The 22,273-nt window shown below is 41.8% G+C and carries 12 protein-coding genes; 4 read left to right on the forward strand and 8 right to left on the reverse strand.

All coding sequences use genetic code 11. The features are described from left to right. Positions 1–342 precede the first annotated feature (342 nt). Together G7074_RS02520 and G7074_RS02525 are read left to right on the forward strand one after the other, a co-directional pair. Positions 343–3,540, forward strand: a complete 3,198-nt coding sequence (locus G7074_RS02520; protein ID WP_205944144.1) for a TonB-dependent receptor — start codon at positions 343–345, stop codon at positions 3,538–3,540. A gap of 19 nt (positions 3,541–3,559) precedes the next feature. Beyond that, a complete protein-coding gene (locus tag G7074_RS02525; protein WP_166206625.1) occupies positions 3,560–5,557 on the forward strand; it encodes a RagB/SusD family nutrient uptake outer membrane protein in 1,998 nt (665 codons plus the stop codon). A 253-nt stretch (positions 5,558–5,810) separates the two neighbouring features. Here the strand turns inward: G7074_RS02525 and G7074_RS02530 are convergent, their stop codons facing one another. After that, positions 5,811–7,364 carry a glycosyl hydrolase family 28 protein gene (locus G7074_RS02530; RefSeq protein WP_166206628.1) on the reverse strand — a complete coding sequence of 518 codons (1,554 nt, stop codon included), beginning with the start codon at positions 7,362–7,364 and terminating at the stop codon, positions 5,811–5,813. A gap of 381 nt (positions 7,365–7,745) precedes the next feature. On the opposite strand from G7074_RS02530, the gene G7074_RS02535 reads away from it, so the two are divergent. Then, a complete protein-coding gene (locus G7074_RS02535; RefSeq protein ID WP_166206669.1) occupies positions 7,746–10,715 on the forward strand; it encodes a sugar-binding domain-containing protein in 2,970 nt (989 codons plus the stop codon). Positions 10,716–10,733: 18 nt separating this feature from the next. After that, positions 10,734–12,395 (forward strand): beta-xylosidase, encoded by a 1,662-nt coding sequence (locus tag G7074_RS02540; RefSeq protein ID WP_166206672.1) that lies wholly within the window; start codon positions 10,734–10,736, stop codon positions 12,393–12,395. Positions 12,396–12,545: 150 nt separating this feature from the next. Here the strand turns inward: G7074_RS02540 and G7074_RS02545 are convergent, their stop codons facing one another. The 7 genes from G7074_RS02545 to G7074_RS02575 all read right to left on the reverse strand — a co-directional run bounded on the left by G7074_RS02545 (position 12,546) and on the right by G7074_RS02575 (position 22,269). Continuing rightward, complete coding sequence (locus G7074_RS02545) at positions 12,546–13,847, reverse strand: TlpA disulfide reductase family protein (protein ID WP_166206675.1); 1,302 nt, start codon at positions 13,845–13,847, stop codon at positions 12,546–12,548. Positions 13,848–14,022: 175 nt separating this feature from the next. Beyond that, the gene (locus tag G7074_RS02550; protein ID WP_166206678.1) at positions 14,023–14,442 is read right to left on the reverse strand and encodes a DUF805 domain-containing protein; all 420 of its coding nucleotides are present in this window, start codon (positions 14,440–14,442) and stop codon (positions 14,023–14,025) included. Between the two features lie 235 nt (positions 14,443–14,677). Beyond that, positions 14,678–15,691: a tetratricopeptide repeat protein gene (locus tag G7074_RS02555; RefSeq protein ID WP_166206681.1), complete on the reverse strand. Its 1,014-nt coding sequence runs from the start codon at positions 15,689–15,691 to the stop codon at positions 14,678–14,680. 89 nt (positions 15,692–15,780) lie between these two features. Continuing rightward, positions 15,781–17,526: a RagB/SusD family nutrient uptake outer membrane protein gene (locus tag G7074_RS02560; protein WP_158674042.1), complete on the reverse strand. Its 1,746-nt coding sequence runs from the start codon at positions 17,524–17,526 to the stop codon at positions 15,781–15,783. Positions 17,527–17,550: 24 nt separating this feature from the next. Next, the gene (locus G7074_RS02565) at positions 17,551–18,408 is read right to left on the reverse strand and encodes a hypothetical protein (RefSeq protein ID WP_166206684.1); all 858 of its coding nucleotides are present in this window, start codon (positions 18,406–18,408) and stop codon (positions 17,551–17,553) included. Continuing rightward, positions 18,390–20,798 carry a SusC/RagA family TonB-linked outer membrane protein gene (locus G7074_RS02570; protein WP_166206687.1) on the reverse strand — a complete coding sequence of 803 codons (2,409 nt, stop codon included), beginning with the start codon at positions 20,796–20,798 and terminating at the stop codon, positions 18,390–18,392. The genes G7074_RS02565 and G7074_RS02570 overlap by 19 nt, the downstream gene beginning before the upstream one ends. A gap of 28 nt (positions 20,799–20,826) precedes the next feature. Next, a complete protein-coding gene (locus G7074_RS02575; RefSeq protein WP_166206690.1) occupies positions 20,827–22,269 on the reverse strand; it encodes a fasciclin domain-containing protein in 1,443 nt (480 codons plus the stop codon). Positions 22,270–22,273: the final 4 nt, after the last annotated feature.

Consider the following 22,273-nt stretch of genomic DNA (forward strand, 5'->3'; position numbering starts at 1 on the left):
ATATTCTTCTGCAGGAATTTTCCTCCTGGTTACAGTAAAAGTACATCACCATTAAATATGAACACTATGAGCAAACAAAACAACAATCTTCCAATGCAACCGATTACACAAATACACGTCAGCTTAACGCTTTTTAAAGTATAGCCCTGCGTATTTTTTTGTAAAAACTTCAATACCAAATCAATAAACTAACAAAATTCTTCATTAAAAAAATCACCAGTAGCGGCCAGGCAAGGCTGTTGCATGGTCGGGCTAAATCAAAGCACTCGAAAACAGGTAGCCTGTTGCACTAAAACAAGCTACCTGGACAAATAACCAAATATTTATAAAACCAAATCAATTATGGATCTTAATCTTTATCCAGAAAACCCACAGCGGCAGCGAGGCGCTTCCTGCAGGAAACTCCTGGTAACCGGCATGTCGGCATTAACCCTATTCTGTATTGCCGAACCGCTAAATGCAAAGGCCAATGCTTTTAACGCAGCAATTCACATTAATACTTTGAACAAGAAATGGGATACCACCATCAAAGGAAAAATTGTGGATGAAAAGGGAGAAACTTTAGTGGGCGTGAGCATTAGGGTAAAGGGCACAAGCCTGGTAACCAGTACCGATGCCAATGGAGCTTTTTCAATTACGATACCTTCATCGGTGAGCAACCCGGTTTTGGAGGTTTCGTACATTGGTTATACCACACAAGAGGTACCCGTTGGTGGAAAAACAACAATCAGCATTCAGCTAAAAAGCTCAACCAACGACCTGGAAGAAGTGGTGGTAGTAGGTTACAATACCGTTAAAAAGAGCGATTTAACCGGTGCAGTAGTAAGCGTGGGCGCAAAAGAAATCAGATCGAGGCCGGTAACCAATGCCCTGCAAGCCATGCAAGGTAAAGCGGCTGGGGTAGATATTACTTCAAATGAGCGGCCAGGCCAGGTTGGCGATATTAAAATCCGTGGTCTACGTTCATTAAAAGCCAGCAATTCGCCATTATTTGTAGTGGATGGAATTCCGTTGCAGGCTGGTGGTATTGATGCCATCAACCCTAACGACATCGAAAACATCGATGTTTTAAAAGATGCCTCGGCAACAGCCATTTACGGTTCGCGTGGTGCAAACGGTGTAGTATTGGTAACCACTAAAAAAGGTAAAACCGGCAGACTAACCATGGATTACGTAGGTACTGCAACCATAGAAACCTTAAACGACAGGATGGACATGATGAACTCTGCACAATATATCGAGTTTCGTCGCGATGCATTCAGGGCATTACCGACAACAGATGTTAGGAAATACCCGGCTGTAGCCACTTTAGCTAAAGACAGAGAAATTTTTGCCGGAGACCCTTACGTGCTTGAAAACATAGAAAAAGGATGGGTAAATGGTGTGTATGATGGCAGTTTGGTTCCAACTACCGATTGGGGAGATCTGGTAACCCGGACCGGAATTACCCAGGATCACGTATTAAGTGTAAGTGGTGGTACCGATAAAATAAAGGCTTACGGATCTTTTGGTTACCTGAATCAAACCGGGACACAACTGGGCCAGGATTTCGAAAGGTACAGTGGTAAATTAAGTGTAGAAATTAACCCCGTTAAGTGGTTTAAAATGGGGCTCAATGTAACCGCAACCTATGGTTTGCAAAACTATGGTTTTGTTGCAGCAAGTGCTTCGGGTGCGGGCAATATATATGCGGCCGCAAGGGGCATGTTGCCGATGGCTATCCCTTACGATCCGAGCGGCAACCGAATTAATTTGCCCGGTGGCGATATCAATATCCAAAACCCCATTCTCGAAGCCGATTATAACATCAATTTACGTAAAACATTAAGAACCCTGGGTTCAGCCTTTGCTGAAGTAAACATTTTAAAAGGATTAAAATACCGCATCAACTTTGGCCCCGATTTTTCAAATTTCTATAACGGAAAATACCAGGATGCAAAATCGGTAAACCGCGATGCAGGCATACCTGGTTCGGTTAACAACTATGCACAACTAAACCAAAGCAACAAGTTTGCCTACACACTCGACCATTTATTATATTACGATAAAACCATTAATAAACACAGCTTTGGAGTAACCTTATTGCAAAGTTCTTCGCTGTTTCAGGATGAATCTTCGTCATTAACAGGCAGTAAAATCAATTTAATTGCACCACTTTGGTACGGATTAAGGGCCGGAAGTATTACCGCTTTGGATGGATTTGACACCGATTTTAGAAAATCTACACTCGAATCGTACATGGCCCGGGTAAACTATAGCTATGATAACAAGTACCTGTTAACCGCGTCGCTCCGTTCAGATGGGGCATCACAATTGGCCGAAGGCAACAAATGGGACTTTTTCCCTTCAGCAGCTTTAGCTTGGCGTATAGATCAGGAAGATTTCATGAAAAACATCAAATGGGTAAGTCAGTTGAAATTGCGCCTTGGTGTGGGTAGTACAGGTAACTCTTCAGTAGATATTGGCAGTACGCTGGGGCTTTTACAACCACTAACCTATACCTTTGGCAGCGCTGCTCAGATCGGTTATGTGGCTTCCGACGCTTCTTTGGCCAATCCAATTTCTTTCCCGAATAAATTACTGGGTTGGGAAAAAACACAGCAATATAACCTGGGTTTGGATTTCGACTTACTGAAAGGAAGAATCAGCGGTTCATTAGACCTCTATAAATCTAAAACAACCGACTTGATTCTACTCAAAAAGATCAACATCATTAATGGTTACCCTACCTCTTTTGATAACATCGGCTCGACAAAAAACAAAGGACTCGATTTAACCATCAATACGGTTAACGTGAGGTCGAAAGATTTCAGCTGGGAATCTACGCTGAATTTCTCTACCAGCAGGGATGAGATTGTTAAACTAAACGGTGGCGACATGGTTGCCGACCTTTTCTTTATTGGAAACGGCATTAGTGTGGCTTACGATTATGTAAAAGATGGCATCTGGCAAGATACTCCGGAAGACAAAATACTGCGCGATAAGTTTAGTGCAAACGGACAAACCTTTTTACCCGGAAGCATTAAAATAAGGGATTTGAATGGCGATTTTAAAATCGATGCCAATAACGACCGTCAGGTGTTAGGCCGTTACACCCCCAGCTGGACAGGTGGTATTACCAATACCTTTAACTACAAGGGTTTTGACCTTTCTGTTTTTATCATTGCGCGTTACAACTTCTTAATTGCTACAGGTGCAGAAGCCTTACAGGGTCGTTTTGCACAACGTGTATTGGATTACTGGACGCCAACCAACCCAACCAACGATTATCCGGCACCTAACTACGGCAGTGCGGCAGGCGATCAGTTTAAAAGCGCAATGAACTATCAGGATGGTTCATTTATTAAAGTTAGAAATATATCATTAGGCTACAATTTCGCAGAAAATATCACTAAAAAACTAACACTTTCCAGACTCAGGGTTTATGCACAGATGATTAATCCAGGCCTGATCTATTCGAAAGTTAAATGGATTGACCCCGATTTAGGCGGTTCTACATTTAACAGAGGTGTTGTATTTGGCATTAACGCCAGTTTCTAAGGAATTAAAAAGATTGATTATGAAAAAGATTGTAAATATTATATCAGGAGTGGCATTGCTAGGTGGGCTAATGATCCTGCCAACATCCTGTAAAAAAAGTTTTCTGGATGAAGAAGTGATTAACTCGCGCAATACATCCGACTTTCAAAAAACCGAGGGATTAGATGGTCTGGTTATCGGGATGTACCAAAGTTTAAAATTTCACTTTAACTATACCTGGGCCTACACCAGCACCAATTACGGGGTTGATGAATTTACAGTAGGCGGCGACAGAACCGAACAGATGTGGAACTCTTATGACGGGACTTTAAATTCGTTTAATGTAGATGTGCAGGCTGTTTTCGACAACATGTACACCAATATCAATTCGGCCAATATTGTAATTAAAAACGTGCCCCTTTATTATACAGGTGCCAATAAAAATACCCGTTTAGGAGAAGGTTACTTTATGCGTGCTTTCGACTATTTTAAACTGGTTAAACAATATGGAGGTGTGCCTTTACAGCTCGAAGCGTTAGATGTAATTAAAGATGAGTTTACCAGAAACACAGCCAAGGAAGTTTACGAACAGGTGATCCAGGATTTTACGCAAGCCTATAACCTGCTACCAACAACAGCATCAGAAAGAGGCAGGATTACCAAATGGGCCGCTGCACATTTTCTGGCCAAAGCCTATCTCTTCCGTGCCAGCGAAATAAACAACGACTGGAATAGCGAGACCAAAACAGCCGACTTACAAAATGCCATTAAATATGCAGATTTGGTAATTGGCAGCGGTCAGCACAGTCTGGCAACAAACTACAGCGATCTGTGGAACTTCACCACCGTTGATGGGGCAAACGAAACCAACAAGGAAGTTATTTTAGCTGCACAATTTTCGAACAACACCGCAACACAGGGAAGGTACGGTAACCAGATTCATCTTTACTATCCATCCGTTTACCAAACCTTACCAGGAATGATCCGCGACATTGCCGGAGGAAGGGAATTTCAGCGTTTGAGATCTACAGATTATGCTTTGGATGTTTTTGACCGCGTTAACGATTCTAGGTTCTGGAAAAGTTTTAAAACACATTACGTTTCCAACAATGCGGCCAGCATACCGAAGTGGGTTAAGGGCAGTGCCCCAACTACAGCACAAGAAGGTCAGCCAAAATTTACAGTTGGCGAAGAAGCTGCTTTATACATTGTTAATAATGCCGGCGATACCCGCTATACCCCTATTGTTCCAAATGCCGATCCAGCTTTACCAACCGATATTGCCCGCCGCAAACCTTCTATGTTTGTGCGGTATTTCGCTGGTCAGCCACAAAGTTATTTAAACAGTCATGGCAATTACGGCGTTAGCCAATACGTGGCCTTATCTAAATTTATGGATGGTTCAAGAAATCTGGTGGCTTCGCAATTTGGCCAGCGCGATGGCATTTTAGCCCGCCTTGCCGAAACGTATTTAATTGCTGCAGAAGCTTACGGCCGCTTAGGTCAGTATGCACAAGCCATTCCTTACCTAAACAGTGTGCGCGATCGTGCTGCCTATAAAGAAGGCGAAGACCGTTCTGCTTATGTAGATGGTGGAATTGCTTACAAAACAAATCCGGCAGTAACTTCGTCCATTGTTTCCTACTCCGATAAAAACACTTATTTCGAATCGAACAATATTCCGGTTACCACCGTAAACACCTTAAGTTTAATGCACCTGAATAGTGAGGCCGATATTTTTAACTCGACCAAAGATTTTTACGATAAAGTTGGGGCAAGTTCTAATGCCGATAAATTCAATGCCTTTATTTTGGACGAACGTTCAAGAGAATTAATGGGCGAATTGATGCGTTGGGAAGACCTGGCCAGGACTAAAACACTGGTAGCGCGTACAGCTGCATTTAACCTCGAGGCTAAACCTGTTGAGGGCAAACATTACTTGCGCCCAATTCCTCAAAGTTTCTTAGATGTACTGAAGATAAACGGAGAGCCTTTAACACCTGCACAGAAACAAGCCATGCAAAACCCAGGCTGGTAAGCTTAAGCAAATACAATTAGCGGTGTTTAAACCAGGTATTCTACCTGGTTTAAACACCGCTTTTTTTATAGAGAAAAATCACATCCGCCCTGAAAGCTTAATGCCATTCCTAAAAGATCTTAAAATCTGGCGTTATTCGCCTGCAGCAGCCAGGCTTCGTAACTCGCAATAACCACCACCGTGTCCGTCACTCCCGTACAGGCGGGAATCCCAATACAAAACGCTTCCCCCAATCCAACCATACACCTACCCATCAATAAGTTACATTTTCACTATCCTTAACCACATACTTTGGTTTTGCACCAGTAACAGTCAACATGCCATTAAATTTTACATCTTGTGCATCGTTCACCCATACTTCGGCACTACCAGGCATTTTAATATTGTTAAACAGTACATTTTTAAGCTGATGGCCCGTAGCCTTAAAACCATTAATATTGATTACAGGTTCTTTGGTTTGTGCATTAGAAAGATCGACGTTACGGAAAACAAAATTTTCAAAAACAGGTAGTTCCGGTGCCGCTGCACCATCGTTATTGTAATTTACGGCCGAGAAAATGGTTATTTTAAGCAACTGACAATCGGCTACCGTTACATTTTTAACATAGCCACCGCGGTCTTTGGTGCCCTTAATCTGCATGCCGTGCAACAAAGCACCAGCTGTACAATCCTGCACCAAAACATCGCTTACCCCTCCCGACATTTCGCTGCCGATAGAAATACCATGCCCCCTGGTAAACACACAATTGCGGATGTTTACATTCCGGGTAGGTTTTCCGATGGTAAATCCTTCGGGGTTTTTGCCCGATTTAATGGCGATACAATCATCACCTGTTGAAAAGGTACAGTTAAAAATATAGCTATCGTCAGATGAATCGGGATCTAAACCATCGCCATTACGGGCAGTACTGCTGATGTTTAAATCGTGGCAGCTTATGCCTTTGCTGTAAATGTAATGAATGGTCCAGCAGGGCGAATCTTTTATCGTTAAACCTTGTATTTCAACATCCTTGCAGTTCATCAAACAGATTAAACGTCCACGGCTTCTTATTCCGTTTTTATCAATCATCGCTTTGCCCAGTGCACCGCCACCTCCGCTAATAGTGCCCCCTCCTTTTATGGCCAACTGCTCTACAGCAAAACCACCTTTATTATTCATTACTCCGGCGTTTAATAAACTGGCATAGGTTTTCATCTCCCAGCCTTCAAAGCGGTTGTTGTAAAATGGCAGATAATCGTCGGTATCGCCGCTGCCTTTTAACACACCATCTTTGGCAATCTCCAGCGTCATGTTGCTTTTCAAAAACAGTGCACCGCTTAAAAATATACCTTTGGGTATGCGTACAGTACCTCCTTTCGGGCAGGCATCTATCGCTTGCTGAATACTTGCTGTATTTAGGGTTACACCATCGCCCTTTGCACCAAATGCAGTTACCGATAAAATTTTTCCGGTGGTTTTGGTGGTAAATTTCAATACGGCACTACTGGCCGATAGTTCCCCAGCTTTATTTTCGGCCTTAATGGTACAGGTATAGGTTTTTAAAGGACTTAGGTTTTTAAGCGTATAGTTAGTTTTAGCCGAAATGCCAATCTCTTTTCCGTTTAAAATAAGGTGATAGCGGATTACATCGAGGTACTCCACTGGCTTATTCCATACCAGCGTAGCCGAATTAGCCGAAACCGTACCTGGTGCTACTACCGGGTTAAGTGGCACTCCTCCAACAGCAAAACACTGTAAAGAAAAAACAATTAAAAACGCACAAACAATTAACGAGCTTCTCATAAAATCTACAAGGGTTAATGGCATAAATTTACAGTTTATGCATTTAAACTATTTGGTTAGGCCAGGGCAAAAGCAAGATAACATCATCAAGTTAAGGCAGCTCTGGTTTAAACGAAAGTATCTCATTCCGGTTGATAAATCATCCTGTAGTGTCCTGCATTAAAAAAAACGGTAAACTGCCATTAAATAATTAATCAGCCGCTTTACAACAGCAAGGCCAGTAACGTTTTTAATACCGGTTTTGCAGGATAGCACAGGATGGATCGCCAAATTTTATATGTTAATATCGTATTATATTTTAACCAAATATTTCCGGCATTATCCATCAGTTTTGCTTGTCGCAACCGACATGTACAAAGGATTATAATTCCGGTATTGCCCTTAGCCATAACCCAATTAAACAGCATGAGCCAAAAAAAATTACTCGCCCTTATTGTTTGCATAACCTTCTGCCTGCAAGCTTTTTCGCAACAAAGCCCATCAGTTAGAACAAGCTATAATTTTAATCCGGGATGGAAACTATACGTTGGCGATATACCAGCAGCAGAATCGGTTGATTTTAACGACCAAAGCTGGAAAGCCATCACCCTGCCCCACGCCTGGAACGAAGATGAAGCCTTTAAAAAATCGATTGAAGAGCACTCAACCGGCATAGCCTGGTACCGCAAACATTTTAAGCTACCCCAAAGCAGCCAGAACCATAAAATTTTTCTAGAGTTTGAAGGCATCAGGCAAGCAGGCGAGTTTTACCTGAATGGCAAATTTATCGGTCGCCACGAAAACGGCGTAATGGCTTTTGGTTTCGATATCAGCGATTTAGTTAATACAGATAAGGAAAATGTAATTGCCATAAAAATAGATAATGCCTGGAACTACAAGGAGAAAGCCACCAATTCGGGCTATCAGTGGAACGATAAAAACTTTAATGCCAATTATGGCGGCATTTCGAAAAATGTAAAACTGCACGTTAGCGGCAAAATATATCAAACGCTTCCACTCTACACCACCTTGCAAACTACCGGAAATTACATTTATGCCAAAGATTTCAGCATCGATCAAAAATCGGCTACTATAGTATCACAATCAGAAGTAAAAAACGAAAGTAGCCAGGCCAGCACCATCACCTACGAAATAGCATTAAAAGATACCGAAGGGAAAACAATTAAAACCTTTGCTGCAGCACCGCAAAGCCTTGCCCCCGGCGAAACCAAAATACTTAAGGCCGAATCGCTGGTTAACGGCCTCCATTTCTGGAGCTGGGGTTATGGTTATTTATATACGGTTACCTCCCGGCTTAAAGTAAACGGAGCCATTATCGACGAGCTGAACACCCAAACCGGTTTCAGAAAGGCAGAATTTAAAAATGGCATGGTGTACTTAAACGACCGTGTATTGATGATGAAAGGTTACGCACAACGGAGCAGCAACGAATGGCCGGCCATTGGCTTATCGGTACCGGCATGGCTAAGCGATTACAGCAACCAGCTTATGGTAGAAAGCAATGCCAATCTGGTTCGCTGGATGCACATTACCCCCTGGAAACAGGATATCGAATCGTGCGACCGCGTAGGTTTAATACAGGCCATGCCTGCCGGCGACTCGGAAAAAGATGTAACCGGTACCCGCTGGGACCAAAGAAAAGCTGTAATGCGCGATGCCATTATTTACAACCGCAATAACCCCAGCATCCTGTTTTACGAGTGCGGTAACGAATCGATCAGTGCCGAACACATGAAAGAAATGAAAGCCATTCGCGATACTTACGATCCTTACGGCAACCGGGCCATCGGATCAAGGGAGATGCTCGATATACCCGAAGCCGAGTATGGTGGCGAAATGCTCTACATCAACAAAAGCGCAACCAAACCACTATGGTCGATGGAGTACTCGCGCGATGAGGCCCTTCGCAAATACTGGGACGAATTTTCGCCTCCATACCATAAAAATGGGGCCGGACCGCAATACAAAGGAGCCGATGCCAGCGATTATAACCGCAATATGGACAGCCATGCCATTGAAGACGTCATCCGCTGGAACGAATACTACCAGGAACGGCCGGGCACAGGTACCCGCGTAAGTTCGGGTGGGGTAAACATCATTTTTTCTGATTCGAATACCCACCACCGTGGCGAAGAAAATTACAGGCGCAGCGGCGAGGTAGATGCCATGCGCATACCAAAAGATGGCTTTTTTGCACATAAAGTGATGTGGGATGGCTGGGTAGATGCCAAAAAGGAAGGCATTTACATCATTGGGCATTGGAATTATAAGGCTGGCATTAAAAAGAACATCTACGTAGTGGCCGCAGGCGATAAAGTAGAACTGATCCTTAACAACAAATCGTTAGGCTTTGAAAAAAAGAGCGATGGCTTTTTGTTCACCTTTAATGAAGTAGCCTATCAGGCAGGTACACTGAAAGCGATATCGTACACGGCAGACGGTAAAAAACTGGCCGAAACACAATTAAAAACTGCCGCGAAGCCCGTGGCGCTAAAGCTTACAGCCATTAAAAACCCTGCTGGCTTTAAGGCCGATGGAGCCGATGTAGCACTGGTTCAGGTTGAAGTGGTAGATATAAACGGAAACAGGTGCCCAACAGCTTTAAATACCATTAACTTTGAGCTAAGCGGAGCTGCCGAGTGGCGCGGCGGACTGGCACAAGGCCCTGATAATTTCATTTTATCGAAAGTACTTCCTGTAGAAGGTGGTGTAAACCGGGTTTTAATCCGTTCGTTAACGCAAGCCGGCAAAATTACCCTTAACGCCAGCGCTGATGGTTTAAAACCGGCTACAATTGGCTTAGCAACCACCCCAGTGCCAGTAGAAAACGGTTTGGCAACGAGTTTTCCCACTGATGGTTTAAAACCGAATTTAAGCAAGGGCGAAACGCCAAAAGGCAGTTCATTTACCATACAGCGTAAAACAATTAAAATTGTATCAGCCGAAGCAGGCGCAAATAACGATAAAGCGCAATTGAGTTACGATGACAACGAACTGAGCGATTGGGTTAACGATGGAAAAATAAATACCGCCTGGATTAAATACACCCTGGAGAAAGAAAGTACCATTAGCCAGGTGGCTTTAAAATTAAACGGTTTCCGTTCTAAAACCTATCCGCTACGCATTACGGTTGATGGCAAAGAGGTATTTAACGGCGAAAGTAAAACCAGTTTAGGTTATTTTACCGCTACCTGCAAACCCACAAAAGGGAAAACTGTAACCATACAGTTGCTTGGTTCGGGCAAGGAAAGTGAAAATGCAGTTATTGGTGTAGAAGTAAACGGAAAAAAACTGGATGATGGCGTGAGCCGGGCAGAAACCAAACTAAAAGGCGGCTTAAGTATTATAGAAGCCGATATTTTTGAAACCCCTTAAAAAACAGCAAACGCTACCATGAAAGCATTAAAACTATATTTTCTGTTGCTTCAAACCCTAATGGTTTCAGTAACCTATGCACAAAACAAAACCAATATTGAGGTAAATTTCGACCAGCAAATTGCGCCAATGAAACCCGTTTGGGCCTGGTTTGGTTACGATGAGCCCAATTACACCTATATGAAAGATGGCCAGAAACTGCTAACCGAGATTTCGAAACTCAGTCCGGTGCCGGTTTACGTAAGGGCACATAATTTACTAACCTCGGGCGATGGCACGCCAGCACTTAAATGGGGCTCAACCAATGCCTACACCGAAGATGCTAAGGGCAACCCCGTGTATAACTGGAAAATTGTTGACCAGATTTTCGACACTTACGTAAAAAGAGGAATGAAACCACTGGCGCAAATTGGTTTTATGCCCGAGGCCCTGTCTACCCATCCTATTCCCTACCAGCACCAATGGAAACCCGGAGCAAAATACAGTGTAATCGAAACCGGATGGGCATATCCACCCAAAGATTACCAAAAATGGAGCAACTTGGTTTACGAATGGGTAAAACACAGTGTAGCCCGTTATGGCAAAGCCGAAGTAGAAAGCTGGTACTGGGAAGTTTGGAACGAACCTGATGGTGCCTACTGGAAAGGCACGCAGGCCGAGTTTTTTAAACTTTATGATTATGCCGCAGATGGTTTGAAACGCGCCCTCCCCAATGCCAGAATTGGTGGTGCAAATGTTACCGGCGGAGCTTCCAAATACCTCGATGCCTTTATTAAGCACTGCTTAAGCGACACCAATTATGTAACCGGAAAAATCGGTTCGCCCTTAGATGCCGTTCTTTTTCATGCCAAGGGATCGCCCCGAGTGGTAAACGGCACAGTGGTGATGGATATCCGCGCTCAGCTACGCAATATGGAATCGAACTACCGCGTAATTGCCAAATACCCACAACTTAAAAATATCCCGGTTATTATTGGCGAATCAGACCCTGAAGGCTGTGCAGCCTGCGGTATGGCTACCAATCCCGAAAATGCTTACCGCAATGGCACCATGTATTCGAGTTATACCGCAGCTTCTTTTGCGCGTTTGTATGCACTTACCGATCTGTATAAAATTAACCTGCTGGGCGCCGTGACCTGGTCGTTCGAGTTCGAAAACCAACCCTGGTTTGCAGGTTTTAGAGATTTAGCCACCAACGGAGTTGATAAACCTGTGCTAAATGTTTTCAGGATGTTTGGGATGATGAAAGGCAGCCGCGTTGCCACCACAAGTAACCGCATGTATGAGCTAAGGTCGGTACTCGATTCGAGTATCAGAAAGTCCCAAACCGATATTGGTGCACTGGCCGCTAAAGCAGAAAAATCGGCTTCCGTATTGGTATGGAATTACCACGATGAAGATAAAACAGGCACACAAGATTCGGTTAAGGTTATGCTCAATAACTTAGCCGCCAAAACCGTTACCCTAACCGAATACCGCATAGATGGCGATAACAGCAATGCTTACGAAGTTTGGAAAAAAATGGGTTCGCCACAAAATCCCGATTCAAAACAGATTGCACTACTGGAAAAAGCTGGTCAGCTTAAAATGGTTGGTAAGCCGGTAAAGAGAAGCAATTTAAAGGGAGTAGAGATTTTATTACCCAGACAAGGAGTTTCGTTTTTGAAGCTGGATTGGTAATTCATAACCGTAACCGTCATTTCGACTGAGTGCAGCGAACGGAGAAATCTATAAGATAAGTTTCAGCACCTCACTTACCTGGAGAGCACCGCTAAAAATAAAACCGTCAGGCTGTGCAGATAAGTAGATCATATGAAAAATCGTTTTTTATCAGTTGTTTCCATTATTGGGTTTACCATTTCCGTAATACTCCCTGATTTTTTCCTCCAAACCGATAATCCTATATTCATCATCGATTTTATCGAATTTAGATACCACTGATCCATTTTTATCAAATAAGATTATACTGGGAATATAATCAATGTTCCATTTTCTGCTTAAGGGTATTCCTTCAGGATTTTTTAAGTCATCTATAGTGAGCAGATGATCAGGGATATCCCTGAAATTGACAAAAATATCATATCCATTTTTTTTAACAGCTGATATCCAATCGTCATTTCTCTTATCAATTGATACTGTGATGACTTGCAGGCCATCCTTTGAATATGTATTATATATTTTTTTAAGATTGGGGCTTGATTTGACACACGGAATGCACCAACTTGCCCAAAAGTCTACTATAACCAAACTCTTTCCGATAAAATTATTGAATTTGACTGTTTTGTTCTGCTCATTTTGCAATGCTACTGACTCAAGACTATAATTGTTTTTTAAAAGGGCCAGTTGATCAGCTGCTAGTCGGTTATTGATTCTTAGCAAATTATCTTTTCCCAATTTACTTTCCTTTACATCTCCTGCAAAGTCGTGATAAATTGATTTGATCAAAAAGATTGGTATAGACCTGTCAGAAATAAATTCGGTGAATAGATATGCACTGGCATAAGATTTTGGATGGTTTTTAATAAAATCAATTTGATTGGATTTAATATTTTTATTCACTGCAGTCAATTTGGACTGTAACTGATCTCGCTGGCCTTTAAGTGCTGCAATGGTGTCTTTATTAGCAGATATTTTTATCCTGTTATTATATATAGTCCTTTTCATTAACAGATTCTTCACCTCCAATAGAAGCGCGCTATTTTGCTGACTTAACAAGTCCATGTCCCTTTGGGTATCAGACCCTGTGATTTTGGCTTCAGGGAAATTATTCTCGGCAATAGAGATCGACATTTTTTTTGGTTCAAGAAAAAATCTTATCGTATTGGGATCATCATAATTTTTGGTTTTTACCCTTCCTGTTAGCATTGCCAGGGTCGGTTGTTCGATATTACCCTGAAAATTTAATCTACCATCTTTGATGTAACAGGTATCGGTTATGTTTTTACCTTGATTATCAACGAAACGAAGTACAACAAATTTTGTTGAATCGCCGATCAACTCTCCAGACATTTGAAATGACTTATCAGTCACCGTTTTTTGCCCTGCACACTCCATTGTCACCAAACTGGAAAGCACGCAGCCTAACAACAAAACCAAAACTACCTTTTTAAACATGTTGTTCTCCTTTCTCACTAAAATTATGTTTTATTTTCAACAAAGTTGTGCCTGAGTAAATCACGACCAACCACAGGTCCGTCATGCTGAACTTCCGCCTGGCCAGTCGGACGGGTGTTTCAGCACCTCACCCACCTGGAGCGCGCCATTAAAAATAAAACTGACAGCTAATTAAACCTTATGCAGCCCGCGATTACAAATCACGACCAACTGTATTCCCGTTATCCTCTCCTGCCGGATACTGATTGGTAGCAACAGGTAATACACTAGCCTGTTGTTGAAAATCAGTTCCATAATACGGATCATCGTTACCTTCTCCCTTAGGGTTATCGCCATATTCATTTGGACCATAATCACCTGAACCAAAAAGCATAATCAATCCGTAAAAAGGAATAAGCATCCACCAACCCGAATTACCAAGATCATGGCAACGCTTGGCTCCTTGTGTAATCATGATATAAATAGGCAATAGCATTAAGAGGCCAAAGGCTTCTGCTCCATCACTTTCGGCCAATGCAGCAATAAGCAATATAACCAAAAATGCGAAAATGCGGGTTAAGCCATATTCCGTACGACGAATGCGGCCTTCAAAAGAAAAAACAGATTTAAACATGAGTGCGTTGGATTGTTTGACAGCCACTAAAATAGAATAATTTTTAGCCTTCTAAAGATTTTGTGACAAATTTTCTGTGCCCAAAAAAATTGTCACAAAATCTTTAGGCACAAAATCTTTAGGCACAAAAATGTAGTCGTTTTATTTGTAGTAATATTTTTGACTACAAACAAAACGACTACATTCATTTTTTTTAGCGCCTATTTCCAATCAAACCGCGAAGCTAACATCAGCATTACTTGCAATATTTAGCTAACAGGGCATCGGCCAAATTGCTGTTCATTGCCTGCACTTTTTTCCAATCGCTACAGGCTCCTGCCAGATTTCCAAGCTGCTGCCTGCAAATGCCTCTACGATAAAGATTATCTTTATCATCCGGCCTGTCATTTAATGCCAAATCATAATAATAAAGTGCTACTTCGTAGTTTTTTTCTGCGTAGGCAGCATTAGCTTTTTGGGTATTAAAAAAGCTTGGCACTACCTCATCAGAAGTAAAATATTTTTTTTCCTGGTGCATCAATACTTTAACAGGTTTTCCGTTATGAATTGCTGCCTTCCACTTATTTTGAGCGGCATAAAATATCCTAGTATAGGCCTTATCGTACCCGGCATTAATTCCCTGGATAATTTTTAAACTATCTGCTTTCCCGGAAGGATTTACAATAAATGTTGCATTCAGTGTTCCACTTCTTACGCTTATGCCAACTTTACTTAACTCATAAGAAATGTGGTCACTAAAATCTGCCCCATTAAACAATGCGTAAATTTTTTGACTTGAATTAAATACCGTATCGGTGCCACTGATCTTGTAAATATCATCAGGACTGAGTGCAAGGCTCTGCTGAATCAATTTTTCAGGATAAAAAGTATATTGAATAGCTGTAGGGCTTTCCAGGGAGCCATTCATATCAGCCATAACCATAACCAACTTATTTTTGGTCAGTTCCATTATCTTCAAGGTATTCACCACAAAGCCCACATTCGATTTTATAAGCAATTTATTCCCACGTACTTCAAAAAGAAATTCGGCACCTAAAATATGATATACTGAAGCATAGTACATTTTATCGGGCATAACAAAGGTGTACTTTACATAGCTGTACTTCAATATATTTTCATCGGGCAAATCATCACCACTAAGATAATTTACCTTTCCGGCAACCCATGAACCTGAAAGATCTGTTGATTTAATTTGTGCTTTACATAAAGTAGCTGTTAAACAAATTAAAAGGGCAATAAAAAAGCGCATTATAAAATAGTTTTGGTTTCGCTAATATAAAAAAAGCTTTCATCTGTTTTAACAGACGAAAGCTTTACATCAGATAATATGGATGGGTGTTATTTCCAATCAAACGGTAAATACCAGTTTGCTGGTGTCATCAATTTAGCCCGAGTTGCACTTGCATTCGGATCACCAGCTTTTAATAATTTCTGATAAACACGCTCTGCAAGAAAAGCCGGGTTGTTCTGTCTGCGGGCAACACGCACCAAATCGGGCCAGCGGTTGCCTTCAAAAGCCAGCTCTAAAGCGGCCTCATCAATCAGTTTACCTTCTAAGCCAACTACATCATTTTGGAAACTTACATCTAATGCGGTTACACCTGCCCTGTTGCGGATGCCAGTATTGCGGTACCACGGACTTTTATAATCGTTGTTATTTCTGGCATCTAAATAATACGGTGCGGCATAGGGTGTTTGCATCGAATTAATCTCTTCAAAAGAAACCGGCGAAGGGCTGCCAGCTGCGGTACGGGTACCTGTATAAAAGGTATTGGCAACTCCAATATTCAATAAAGCCCAGCCCAACTTTCCTTTTCCATCGCGATTGGCTGCTTCCGAATAACGCAAATGCAATAATGCTGCACGGTAAATACCCCATTTACCAGCTTTATTTAAATTTGTTATCGGAATAATATTATCGGTTAATTTGGTAATAGCTGGTCCCGATGCTGTGGTTTCGTACGATAAACGGCCACGGGCATCGTAAGGGATACCGCTATACTGCCTTTGAGCGCTCCAGTTATCAATAGCTGCTTTTGATGGCTTGATTAAATATTTACCATAAACAGGTGAACAAAATTCAATCATAGGGTTGCCCGGTTTAAAGTTTGCGCTGTAAGGAATTCCCCACAAAAACTCCATGTTCCAAACATTGGCAGTATTGGGTGCAGAAAAAATGGTTTTCCATCCCTGTTCCGTTAAAAGCGTGTTTTCATCTTGCGCTCTTAAATAACGTACTGACTGATCGGTATAATCGGATGAAAGGTAATAGCCAATTTTATAGGCATTGAATGAGAAATTGATATTGGAATTGTTATTCTCAATTTCCATTATTTTGATATAATTCTCGGCCGCTTTAACATAATTGTTATTCCAAAGATATAGATCGCCCAAAACAAAGGGTTTACAGATAAATATCTTTTGGGTATTGTTTCCGTCAATGGTAATTACCAACGGATTTCCGCTCGGATAGGCATAAACCTCTTTATAGGGTAATTTTTCGGTAAAATCAATCAGTTTGGTTAAGAGCTGATCGAATGGGATTCTGGGATAAGTAGACAGATTTTTTATATCCTCAACATTTTCTACTGGCTCTGTAATGTAAGGCACATCGCCGTATTGAATCCCCAGTTGCAGGTAAATCCAGCTCCTTAAAGCTCCAATATCCGAATAATGTTTGTTGTAATCATCAACACTCATTCTATGGTCATCAACCATTAGCTTGAAGTTTTTAAGCGCATCGTTACAGTTCAGAATTACTTTATAGTAAGGCCTCGGGTCGGTGTACGGATTATCTTTCGTGTTTGTGTGATTAGCCAATTGCTTTAAATAAGGATCGGCATTGGTGGTAACATCAACCAAATCGCCCCTTAGTTCATTTTGGAGTATGTATGTTTTTTCGAGCCCCAAAAACTGGCCATATATCCCAATTACGGCTGCATCGGCATCTGTCGAATTCCGGTAGGCATTGGTTATATCGAGTGTTGCCTCGGGTGCTTCATCTGTTATTTTTTTGCAAGACCACGAACCTGCTGCAAGCAGGGCTACTGCTAAAAAGGCAATAACTTTTTTAGTAAAATCCATCTTCATCGTTTTATCAATTATCAATTACAAACCAATTCTAACCCCTAACTGTACCGATCTGAACTGTGGTTCGAGCGTAGTATCAACCCCTTGCGTAAAAATACTTCCGGTTGCACTAAACTCCGGATCGTAGCCCAGATAATTGGTGAGGGTAAATAAATTATTTCCTGTTGCGTAAATTTTGGCGTATTTAATGGCCTTTGTTTTTAAAGGTACATTGTAGGTCAGGTTTACCGAACGCAGGCGCAGGTAAGATCCATCTTCAATCCAGCGGTCAGAAAACCGGGTATTGCCCATGGGGTCGCCGTACGAGGCTTTTGGCACGTTGGTAACCTGGCCTTCACCCCTCCAGCGGTTTCTCATAATATCAGACTGGTTGTAGTATGTACTGCCCGATTCGAGCATGGCACGGGTATAGTTGTAAATATCGTTTCCGAGTACAAACGAAACCAGCACATCTAAAGTCCAGTTCTTATACCCAAGCGTGTTGTTAAAACTTCCAAAAAGATCAGGATTGGGGTTACCAATTACTACCCGGTCTGCATTATTGATTATTTTATCGCCATTGGTATCGATAAACCTCATATCGCCTCCTTTAAAAGGAACAGTAGCGCCGGCACTATTAACAATAGACAGGCCTGCGGCTGCAGCTTCTGCATCTGTTGCATAAACACCATTGGTACGTTGACCGTAAAACAGGTTTGCGGCCTGCCCAACACGGGTAATATAGCTACCGTTAGCATAACTGGTTACAATATCATTACCACCTGGCAGGCTTTGTATTTTGTTACGGTACAGCCCAAGGTTTAAGCCCAAATCCCATTTAAAGGTTTTGTTAAGGATACGGGTATTTAAACCAAAATCTAACCCTGAGGTTTGCATGCCCCCTGGTTATTGATATATGAATCGATACCACCGACCGAAGTTACCGGAATGTAGGTTAGCATTTTGCTTGTGGTATGCACATAGTAATCTAAACTCATGCTCAAACGCTCATTAAAAAAGGAAGCATCAATACCTGTATTAAACTTGGCTATGCTTTCCCATTGGATATTTGGATTGGCAATATTCCCCCTAACCAAACCTTGAAGGCCCAATAAATTCTGAGAAACATAATACTGCCTGTTATTGTAGTTACCAATATCATCGTTACCTACCAAACCATAACTCATACGCAGTTTTAAAAGGTCTACAGCTTTAGCTCCCTGCATAAACTCTTCGGAAGAGATTAACCATGCGCCACTGACTGCTGGTAAAACTGCTGTTTTGCCGCCCAGTATATCTAAGCCATAACCACCTATATAACGCACTGAGGTATTAATGTTTTTCCGGCCGAAACGCGATGAGGCATCTACCCCCATTGCCAAACTTAAATAGTATTTGTTTTTATAGCTGTAATCGGTAGTAAAATAGGTATTTAACGAACTCCATTTCCCGATATCGCCACCAAAGAAACGAAGTGAGGCATTACTATTGCCAATACTGATGAGTACGTCGGTTGCCGAATTATAACCAATGGCGTAATCCTGCTCGCTCGAGTTTTGCGAATAACGCGTACCCAGGGCCATACTTAGGTTATGGTCTTTGGCAAAAGTTTTATTAAAGGCAAAACGTAAATCGTTAAAAACATTAAAATACCTGATTACCTGCGAGCCCAGTTTACTATCGGCAATGGCATTATCCAAAACCTCGTTAGTAACACCTTTACGTGGAATAAACAGGGTTTCCTGGGTTTTATCGTAAGTTACCCCAGTTAGGTTTGACAACTTAAAGCTTTTGCTAAACTCGTAGTTAAAGTTAATATTACCGAAAAAGCGGTAAGCCTTTTTCTGATTTAATCCTTTCTCTATCAGCGCCCGTGGATTACTAACGCCCAGGGTATCGGCATCGGCTAAATTAGGCGATACAGCACCTGTTGCACTAATTTCGTTTTTGGCCAAAAATGGTGCCTTAACCAACGAAAGAAATATGGGGTTGGTACGTGGTGCAATACCCTGATCTTTTAAGGTTTGCTCGGTATAGCTGAATGAAAGATTGGTATTGGCCTGAAGTTTCTTTGTCAGGTTTAAATCGCTGTTAAATCGCATGTGGTAACTGGTGTTGTTAGTCGAATCAATCACCCCTTTATCTTTGCTATAACCTGCCGAAAGCGCATACTTGGCAATGTTATCGCCACCGCTAACCTTTAAGAAATAATTTTGATCGAAACTGCGTTTAAAAACCTGCTTTTGCCAGTCGGTATTTTGATGGTACATGGCATAGGTAGGGTTTGTGCTTTGATTCTGATCATCGTTCATATACGGCAAAGCGGCAATTGCAGTATTGCTTAAACCCCTGCTTTTTAATATATCAGACAGGTAAGTTCTGAAATCGGCACTCCCCATTACCGGAAGCTGCCGTGGTACGAAATTGATACTGCTATAGGCCGAAAAATCAATCTGCGTGGCCAGGTCCTGCGCATGGTTTGTGGTAATTACCATCACTCCGTTTGCTGCTTTTGTACCATAAACAGCTGCTGCGGCAGCATCTTTAATTAAGGTAATGTTTTCTATATCCCTTACATCGATAAACTGCAAGGGGTTATTGCGATGCGCTGATGTTAATGACAAACCGTAAGCATTGGCATCGAAAATCATACCATCTACTACATATAAGGGCTGATTGCTGGCATATAGCGAGGTAAATCCCCTTACAAAAAGATCGGCACCGATTCCTGGTGTTCCTGAACGCCTGATCACATTTACCCCTGCTATTCGTCCCTGCAGATAACTATCGGGTGTTTCCGAATTCATGCTCCAGCCACCTTGTGGATTTACAGAACCAACTGCCGATGATGACCGGGCGAGGTTCTGCGTACCTGATGGCATTTCTACCTCGGTAAACAGTGATGTATAGCTTGTTGGGTAAATTTTAACAGTAGTCAGTTTACCTTTATGAACAGCCACTAGCTTGGTGTGGTAGCCAGTATTGCTTACCAGTATAGTGGCATTAAAATCGGGTACAATGATCGAGAATCTCCCTTTATCATCGGTTATTGCGCCCGAAAAATCGGCAACAGTTAACCTTACCCCGTTAATTGGTTTATTGGTAAAACCATCAACAACAACACCTGTTATTTTTTGCCCTATAAGTTTTTTTTGCTTCACCCTAACGGTGGTGGTATCAGTACTGTATTTACTGGTATCTGTTTGCTGTGCAAATGCAGCAGCTGAACACATCAGGCCAAACAATGCCAGCGAGATTCCTTTTTTTATAATGGTAAAATTATGCATAGTCGGTTTTAAATTCAGATATACTCGATTAGGGAAGAATAGGTTCAAATCTCAAATAATCCAATATGAGTGTATTTACATTTACAGCGGTGCTGTTTGCAGCGGTAAGCCTTAAATCCAATGTACCATACTGTTTAGGTGTATAATCGCCCAGATATACTTCTGCGTAGTTTAACGGCGTAACGGTTTGGGTTGCAAACAGATCGTACACGGGTGTTTCAGGAGTAGAGGTTAAAGGATTGTTAATAAAGTATCTTTGGGTAAAACTGGCCACCTGTGCATCGCCGGCTGCGCCCGAAATTACCCTTGTATATACTTTATACTTTACAATGGGCACACCACTTCTTACATACCTGATGTAAAATTCGGCGAAGGCATGGTTATATACTTCGATATCTTTATACTGAATGCCATTGTTATCCAGTTTTGTTCTGTAAAAGGTATTTCCGGTTTTATCGGTACGGAAACCAGATGGAAGTTCGCCTTCAATTTTAAATGTGGGCACTTTATCTTTTAACCTGAATGGCAATGCACTCATAACGTGTACCACCCCATTACTGGCCCTGTACGATTTGATAATTGCAGCTTTCGAAACCGGTATTTTCACCCCACGGGTAGAAATTAATGTATCAGGTAGCTTATCTGCAGTGTAAAGGCCTTTTACGGTAAAATCTCTAACAAGTGCAAACTTATCAACAACCGAAAAATAGGGTGTAAGTTTGGCTGTTTCGCTATTAAAGGCAGCATCCTGCAACATAAAAAAAGTATATTGCTGATTTTCGGCCCTTAAATCGGCTACGTTGGTCCAATAGGCATTTCTCGAAACCATTGGCGGGTTGGGGGCAAAAATGGGATTACCGGCATTAGTGTAACCAATTATCGTTGCATTTGCCGTATCGATTACCATAGTGGAGATTGTACTGATATAATTTGTTTGTAATGGGGCATCGGTACTGCTTAGCATGTATTCCCACACATTTTGTTTGGTTGGCACTGCCTTATCAATGCTATACACTACTCCATTTTTAACAAACTGCCCTTTACCGGTAATGGCAGCTTCCTCAAAACTATTTCCAATAAGCGTAGCATTTTTTTTATTGATTAAGCTAACCCGTAAAGTATCTGTTGCTGTTTTAAGTGCAGCAATAGTGGTTAGCGCAATATGATTGGCCACAAAATCTTTCAATTTAGCCGGGTCGGCAGTAATTGCTGCATCAAGCGTAGCCAGGGCATCGTTTGTTGGCGCCCAAACAGTATAATTTTGAGAAGATGCAAGCAATTTATCGTAACCGGTAGTACGTACAAAATCGGTAAACTTACTGAGGTTGGCCTGTGCAGCAAGCTTTTGAAAAACATCAACAGTATTGTCGACATTTACAATTTCAGTATGCTCATCCATTACGTTCTTGCAGGCATTGAGCGAAATTAGAACGCTTAGCAGCAACACGGTATTGAGTATATATTTTTTCATTGAT

The organism is Pedobacter sp. HDW13, from assembly GCF_011303555.1.
Lineage (GTDB): Bacteria > Bacteroidota > Bacteroidia > Sphingobacteriales > Sphingobacteriaceae > Pedobacter.